Below are 6,366 nucleotides of genomic sequence, written 5' to 3'. Positions count from 1 at the left end.
GTCGACGCCTGGCAGAAAGCCGGTATGCCGGTTGTGAAACAAGGAGCAGCCAAGTGAACAAAGTGATCATGTACAGCACCCAGGTGTGCCCGTATTGCCAGATGGCCGAACGTCTTTTAAAGTCGCGCGGCGTCGAGATTGTCGAAAAGGTGCTGATCGACAAGGACCCGGCCCGGCGTGACGAAATGATGACCCGGACCGGTCGCCGTACGGTGCCGCAGGTGTTCATCGGCGAGACGCATGTCGGCGGGTACGATGACCTGTCCGCGCTCGACCGCGCGGGCGGTTTGATGCCTCTGCTCGAAGCAACTGCCTGAATTCGCGCGCCAGACGGCGCGTGAACGAGGCGAATGACATACAAGCCGGCGCGCACTCGCCTTGTCAGGGCGGGCGGTGTGTCGCAACGATCTGGCGGCCCGTGAAGCCATGGGCCGCCGCTACGCATATCTATCAGGGAATCACCATCATGTCCGACGAGAATAACCAGCCGTTCTTCAACATCCAGCGCATCTATCTGAAGGACATGTCGCTCGAGCAGCCGAATTCGCCGGCCATCTTCCTCGAGCAGGAAATGCCGTCGGTCGAAGTCGAAGTCGACGTGAAGGCCGAGCGCCTCGCCGAATCCGTGTTCGAAATCCTCGTGACGGGCACGGTCACCGCCAAGGTATCGGAAAAGGTCGCGTTCCTGATCGAAGCGAAGCAGGCCGGCATTTTTGACATTCGCAACATTCCCGCCGAACAGATCGATCCGCTCGTCGGCATCGCGTGCCCCACCATCCTGTTCCCGTACCTGCGCTCGAACATTGCCGACGCGATCACGCGCGCAGGCTTCCCGCCGATCCACCTCGCCGAGATCAACTTCCAGGCGCTCTACGAGCAGCGTCTCGCGCAAATGGGCACGGCCCAGCCGGGCGGCGCCGCGCAAAACGGCGTCACGCACTAACGCGCCGCGCGCAGTGCCGGCTATGAAAGTCGCCGTTCTCGGCGCTGGCGCTTGGGGCACGGCCCTCGCCGGTCATCTGGCCTTACGGCACGACACGGTGTTGTGGGCGCGCGAGTCCGCGCTCATCGCCGAACTTTCCGCTTCGCACGAAAACGCCCGCTATCTGGCGGGCGTAGCATTGCCGCCCGCGCTTCGCTATGAAGCAGACCTCGCCGCGGCGCTCGACCACGCGCTTGCCCGCGACGCGCTGTGCGTCGTCGCAACCCCCGTCGCGGGCCTGCGAGGTTTGCTGCGGACGATGCGCGACACCGGCAAGGCGCCGGCGCACATCGTGTGGTTATGCAAGGGTTTCGAAGCTGACTCGCAGTTGCTGCCGCATCAGGCGGTCGCGGCCGAACTGCCTGACCATGCGAGCAACGGTGTGCTGTCAGGCCCGAGCTTCGCGCGCGAAGTCGGGCAGGGCCTGCCGGTCGCGCTGACGGTCGCGAGCGCATCGGCGGCATGCCGCGAGCGCACGGTCGCCGCGTTCCATCACGGCGCAATGCGCATCTATACCGGCGACGACATCGTCGGCGTCGAAGTCGGCGGCGCAGTGAAAAACGTGCTGGCCATCGCGACGGGTATCGCCGATGGCCTCGGGCTCGGTCTCAACGCGCGCGCGGCGTTGGTCACGCGCGGACTCGCCGAAATGACGCGCCTCGGCGTGACGCTCGGCGGCCGGGCGGAAACGTTCACGGGCCTCACGGGCCTCGGCGACCTGATTCTGACGGCCACGGGCGATCTGTCGCGCAACCGCACCGTGGGTCTGCAACTCGCCACGGGGCGTACGCTCGACGACATCCTCGGCGCGCTGGGTCATGTGGCCGAAGGCGTGCGCTGCGCGCAGGCGGTACTCGCGATCGCGCGTGCGCACAAGATCGACATGCCGATCACGCAGGCGGTCTGCGCGGTGCTGTTCGACGGCGTGGCGCCGCGCGATGCGGTGAGCGCATTGCTGCGCCGGGATTCGAAGGCCGAATAGGCACGCTCGACGAGCAAGGCCGGATGACCGTTCGGAACCAATCTTTCCGGCCAGCCTCGATCTCGATCCGTCTGGCCGTTACCTGTCGACCGGGTCGCGCGAATCCGCGTTGAACGGCTGTCGGGGCTTGCTGTCCACCTCGGTATCGAGGCTCGGTTCAGCGAGGTCGCCATGCCCACCTTCAATCTCAGTCACGGGACTTGCACGCTCGAAGCGCGCGTGGTCGATATCACGACGCTCGCGGTCGATGCGATCGTCAACGCCGCGAATACGTCGCTGTCAGGTGGCGGCGGCGTGGATGGCGCGATTCATCGCGCTGCCGGCAAGGAGTTGCTGCGCGAGTGCGAGGCGATCGGCGGCTGCGCGACCGGCGATGCGAAGATCACCGGCGGCTACCGCTTGCCGGCGAAGCACGTGATTCACGCGGTCGGCCCAGTGTGGCGCGGCGGCGCGCATGGCGAGGCCGAGCTGCTGGCGTCGTGCTATCAGCGCTCGCTCGAAGTGGCACGCGACGCGCATTGCACCAGCATCGCGTTTCCGGCGATCAGCTGCGGCATCTACCGTTTCCCCGCCGACGACGCGGTGCGGATCGCGGTCACGACCGTGCTCGATACGCTGCGGCGTACACCGCGGATGAAGCACGTGACATTCGCCTGTTTCGACGACGCAATGTTCGCGCGCTACGAGGCCGAACTCCACCGGGTTCAGGCGCCGCCTTCGAAGCCAGCCTGACGCCACGCTTCGAACACGACGATCGCCACCGTATTCGACAGGTTCAGACTGCGATTGCCGGCACGCATCGGCAGCCGCACGCGCTGTTGGTCCGGAAACCGTTCCAGCACCGCAGCGGCCAGGCCGCGCGTTTCGGCGCCGAACACGAACCAGTCGCCGGGCTGAAATGCGTGGTCATGAAAGCGGCCCGAGCCGCGGGTCGTGAACGCGAACATGCGCGCGGGGTCCGGCGTCTCCTTCGCGACGAACGCAGCCCAATCGGCATGGACATTCATTTCCGCATACTCGTGATAGTCGAGGCCGGCGCGTCGCATCCTGGCGTCGTCGAGTGGGAAGCCGAGCGGCTCGATCAGATGCAGCCGCGCGCCGGTATTCGCGCACAGGCGAATCACGTTGCCGGTGTTCGGCGGAATTTCAGGTTCTACGAGAACGACGTTGAACATAGGGGGGCCACGTGGAGCTAGTGTTTCGGTGTGCGCAGCGTGACGAAATTCGTGACCCGCCGCGCGCCGGCCGCCTTCAGCGTATGGGCGATAGCTTCGAGCGTCGCGCCGCTCGTCATCACGTCGTCGACGATCCCGACGTGCAGGCCGCCCACCCCGCGCGCGACGCGAAACGCGCGACCGACATTCAGCCGGCGCGCTTCGAGATCGAGCCGCGACTGCGGCGCGGTATCGACCGTGCGTTCGAGCAGCGTCGCGTCGCTGCGCACGCCGAGGGCGCGGGCGAGCGGTTTGGCGATCTGCCAGGCCTGGTTGTAGCCGCGCGTGGCAAGCCGCCGGGCGGCGAGCGGCACCGGCGCGATCACGTCGGGCCGGTCGGCGTCGTGCCGCGCGGCGTCCTGCGCGAGAGCCGCGAGGCGTTGCGCGAAGTCGTGCGCGAGCATCAGGCGGGTGCGGAATTTCAGGCCGACCGCGAGCGTGTCGAGCGGCGCGCGGTAGTCGGCGAGCGCGAAGCTCGCGTCGAATGGCGGCCGCTCGGCCACGCAATCCGCGCAGCGGTAGCCAGCGCGAGCGGCCCAGCGCGAGGTGGTTAGCGGCACCGCGCAGGCCGTGCAGCGCAGGCGGCTGTCGTTCCAGTAGGCTTCGTCACAACCGGCGCATAGCGTCGCCTGAGACAAATTGCCGCATAGCGCACAGAGGTTCGGGAAGGCGGCGTTCAGTACGCGCGGCCACGCCGAGGTCAAGCCGCGCGCAAAACGCGCGACATGATTGCGACACGACGAAGAAAATGACTGAAATTGCACGAGTGGGCGCCGGCGAAGACCGTTCACGCTGAATGCAGGGAAGCGAACGAGTATACTTCGAGCTCTACGCCAGCACGACACTCATGTCCCCAACACCCGCTCAATCTGGCCGTCCGGCCTATGATTTACGGCGCCTCAGGCGTATTTTCGACCGCCGGGCCGCCAGCTTCGACGAGGTGGCGTTCCTGCCGCGCGAAATCGCGCAACGCATGCGCGAGCGTCTCGATTACATCAAGGTTGCGCCCGCGAGCGTGCTCGACGCCGGCTGTGGCGGGGGCGAAGACATCCCCGCATTGCGCGAACGGTTCCCCGAAGCGCCGGTGTTCGGCTCCGATCTGTCGCACCGCATGCTCGAGCGCGCGCGTCATCACGATGCCGGCGATACCAGTTGGCGCCGCTTTCTGCCCGCTTCGCTCGGCAAGGCGCTCGGCGCGCGCGGACCGCGCTTCGCGCAGGCCGACTTCTCTGCGTTGCCATTCGCGGCTGGCGCATTCGAATTCATCTGGTCCAATCTCGCGCTGCACTGGCACTCGCGGCCCGATCTCGTGTTCCCCGAATGGCAGCGGGTGCTGAAAGTGAACGGGCTGCTGATGTTCAGCACGCTCGGCCCCGATACCCTCAAGGAGTTGCGCGGCGCCTACGCGGAGATCGAGGCGGCGCACGGCGTCGCGTCGCGTAAGCATGTGATCGACTTCGTCGATATGCATGATCTTGGCGACATGCTCGTCGAGGCCGGCTTCGAGATTCCGGTAATGGACCAGGAAACACTCACGATCACTTACAAGTCGCCCGAATCGCTGCTCGCGGACGTGCGCCGCTGGGGCGCGTATCCGTTCGAGCGCGAGGCGGCGCGCGGCGCTGTCGCGCGCAGGCTGCACAACGCGTTGCGCGCCGCGCTGGAGGCGCGCCGGCGCGCGGACGGCACGATCGCGCTGACCTTCGAAGTGATCTACGGCCATGCCTGGAAGGCGGTGCCGCGCACCACGGCCGAAGGACATGGAATCGTGCGGATCGAGGACATCGGCCGTGGGCCGGGGAGGCGCGGTTAGCGGACTGGCGCATGTCGCCGACTGAATGGCGGGCCGCGATCGAGGTGTTGCGCAGGCGCTAAAGAGGACATCCGTTATGCCTGGGATTTGCCCTTCGAAAGAGCCGCGGAACGCGACGCAAAATCGCGCTAAGGCTTGTCACGCCTGGCTTGTGGGCCAATCGGGGCTTGCTTGTCGAGGCTATGGATCGCGCCTATAATGCGTCAGTTTGTCGCCCGCGGTTCCCACATCTGCGGTGGCAGGCGAGGGACGCAGGCTGCAATATGACGTGATGCGGTAAGGTTGGCACGGTCGCTGATAACGGCACAAGCGGCGGCCGTGGGACGCATCCGGAAATAGAAGAAGGCGAACCGGGGGGGCGGCGATTCGCAGGAGGCAGCGATGGGTGCATCAGATCATCTGCTGGCGGGTTCGGAACCGGTCCTGAAGGACTGGACCATGAAACGCAACTGTTCGATGTCGCCGCGGCAGTTCGTCTGTCTGTACGTGTCGCTTGCGTTGTTCTCGCTGGCAATTGCTTTCATGCTGGTTCTGGTCGGTGCCTGGCTGGTGTTGCCGTTCACCGGAATCGAGTTGCTGGCGGTAGGCATCGCGTTTGCAATGTATGCGCGTCATGCTGTCGACTACGAACGCATCCGGTTGTTTCCTAACCGGCTCGTGATCGAGCAGGTCAGCGCCGAGCAGATTACGCAGTTCGAATTCAATCCGCGCTGGGTGCGGATAGAGCCGGGCGCAACGCCGCGCGACCAGATCAAACTGGTCTCGCGCGGGCAGACGGTCATGATCGGGCAACATCTCGCGCAGAATCGGCGCGCGCAGTTCGCAGGGGAGCTGCGCATGTGGCTGGCACGTTGTTAAGGTCGTGCCGGTCACGCGGCGTTCAAGGGGGCGCGCGAGACACGCAGCCAGCGGGGTCGAGGGGTTTGAATGGAAAATTTGGGTAAGGAAGCTATGAAAACAATCAAGCGAGCGCTCACGAGCGTGCTGGCGATGAGCGGACTGCTTTTCGCCGGCGCCGCCCTGGCAGTGGGCGATGCTCCCGGCGGCCCCGCCGTCAACGAGATCAATCTCCAGCCGCCTGCGTCGAGAATCGCTGAGGAGCTGTTCAGCCTCCATATGTTCATGCTGCTGCTTTGCACCGTCATCTTCGTCGGTGTGTTCGCGGTGATGTTCTATTCGGTCTTTGCTCACCGCAAATCCAAGGGCCACAAGGCAGCCAATTTCCACGAAAGCACCACCGTCGAAATCATCTGGACGATCGTGCGGTTCGTCATCGTCGTGCTGATGGCGCTGCCCGCCACCAAGGCCGTCGTCGCGATGAAAGATACTTCCAACGCCGACCTCACGATCAAGGTCACCGGCTACCAGTGGAAGT

At 65.4% G+C, this 6,366-nt stretch carries 9 protein-coding genes; 7 read left to right on the top strand and 2 right to left on the bottom strand.

Annotation, left to right across the window (positions count from 1 at the left end; translation table 11 throughout):
- The first annotated feature begins 53 nt into the window (after window positions 1-53).
- The 4 genes from grxC (at window position 54) to VGH68_RS15165 (ending at window position 2,696) form a co-directional block, all read left to right on the top strand.
- Window positions 54-317, top strand: coding sequence for a glutaredoxin 3 (grxC, locus tag VGH68_RS15180; RefSeq protein WP_331604468.1), 264 nt, complete (start codon window positions 54-56; stop codon window positions 315-317).
- A gap of 149 nt (window positions 318-466) precedes the next feature.
- Window positions 467-943, top strand: a complete 477-nt coding sequence (gene secB / locus VGH68_RS15175) for a protein-export chaperone SecB (RefSeq protein ID WP_331604467.1) — start codon at window positions 467-469, stop codon at window positions 941-943.
- Window positions 944-965: 22 nt separating this feature from the next.
- Complete coding sequence (locus VGH68_RS15170; RefSeq protein WP_331604466.1) at window positions 966-1,964, top strand: NAD(P)H-dependent glycerol-3-phosphate dehydrogenase; 999 nt, start codon at window positions 966-968, stop codon at window positions 1,962-1,964.
- Between the two features lie 171 nt (window positions 1,965-2,135).
- On the top strand, window positions 2,136-2,696 hold the full coding sequence (locus tag VGH68_RS15165; RefSeq protein ID WP_331604465.1) for an O-acetyl-ADP-ribose deacetylase: 561 nt from the start codon (window positions 2,136-2,138) through the stop codon (window positions 2,694-2,696).
- Here VGH68_RS15165 and trmL read toward each other — a convergent pair.
- The gene (gene trmL / locus VGH68_RS15160; RefSeq protein WP_331604464.1) at window positions 2,669-3,139 is read right to left on the bottom strand and encodes a tRNA (uridine(34)/cytosine(34)/5-carboxymethylaminomethyluridine(34)-2'-O)-methyltransferase TrmL; all 471 of its coding nucleotides are present in this window, start codon (window positions 3,137-3,139) and stop codon (window positions 2,669-2,671) included. The genes VGH68_RS15165 and trmL overlap by 28 nt on opposite strands.
- A gap of 17 nt (window positions 3,140-3,156) precedes the next feature.
- Entirely contained in the window at window positions 3,157-3,942 is a 786-nt protein-coding gene (locus tag VGH68_RS15155) for a ComF family protein (RefSeq protein WP_331604463.1), read from the bottom strand.
- A gap of 83 nt (window positions 3,943-4,025) precedes the next feature.
- Here VGH68_RS15155 and VGH68_RS15150 point away from each other — a divergent pair, with 83 nt between their 5' ends.
- From VGH68_RS15150 to VGH68_RS15140, 3 genes are all read left to right on the top strand, one after another.
- Window positions 4,026-4,991, top strand: coding sequence for a methyltransferase domain-containing protein (locus tag VGH68_RS15150; protein WP_331604462.1), 966 nt, complete (start codon window positions 4,026-4,028; stop codon window positions 4,989-4,991).
- 381 nt (window positions 4,992-5,372) lie between these two features.
- Window positions 5,373-5,849 (top strand): DUF2244 domain-containing protein, encoded by a 477-nt coding sequence (locus VGH68_RS15145; protein WP_331604461.1) that lies wholly within the window; start codon window positions 5,373-5,375, stop codon window positions 5,847-5,849.
- A 69-nt stretch (window positions 5,850-5,918) separates the two neighbouring features.
- A partial coding sequence (locus VGH68_RS15140) for a cytochrome c oxidase subunit II transmembrane domain-containing protein (protein WP_331604460.1) occupies window positions 5,919-6,366 on the top strand: 448 nt, incomplete at its 3' end.

Source organism: Paraburkholderia sp., assembly GCF_036488505.1.
GTDB lineage: Bacteria > Pseudomonadota > Gammaproteobacteria > Burkholderiales > Burkholderiaceae > Paraburkholderia.
This window is presented reverse-complemented; position numbering and strand designations above follow the sequence as displayed.

Bases quoted from the DNA above. Each gene is read 5' to 3' on its own strand.
- secB (WP_331604467.1), top strand. From the start codon at position 467: ATGTCCGACGAGAATAACCAGCCGTTCTTCAACATCCAGCGCATCTAT.
- VGH68_RS15170 (WP_331604466.1), top strand. From the start codon at position 966: ATGAAAGTCGCCGTTCTCGGCGCTGGCGCTTGGGGCACGGCCCTCGCC.
- VGH68_RS15165 (WP_331604465.1), top strand. From the start codon at position 2,136: ATGCCCACCTTCAATCTCAGTCACGGGACTTGCACGCTCGAAGCGCGC.
- trmL (WP_331604464.1), bottom strand. From the start codon at position 3,139: ATGTTCAACGTCGTTCTCGTAGAACCTGAAATTCCGCCGAACACCGGC.
- VGH68_RS15150 (WP_331604462.1), top strand. From the start codon at position 4,026: ATGTCCCCAACACCCGCTCAATCTGGCCGTCCGGCCTATGATTTACGG.
- VGH68_RS15145 (WP_331604461.1), top strand. From the start codon at position 5,373: ATGGGTGCATCAGATCATCTGCTGGCGGGTTCGGAACCGGTCCTGAAG.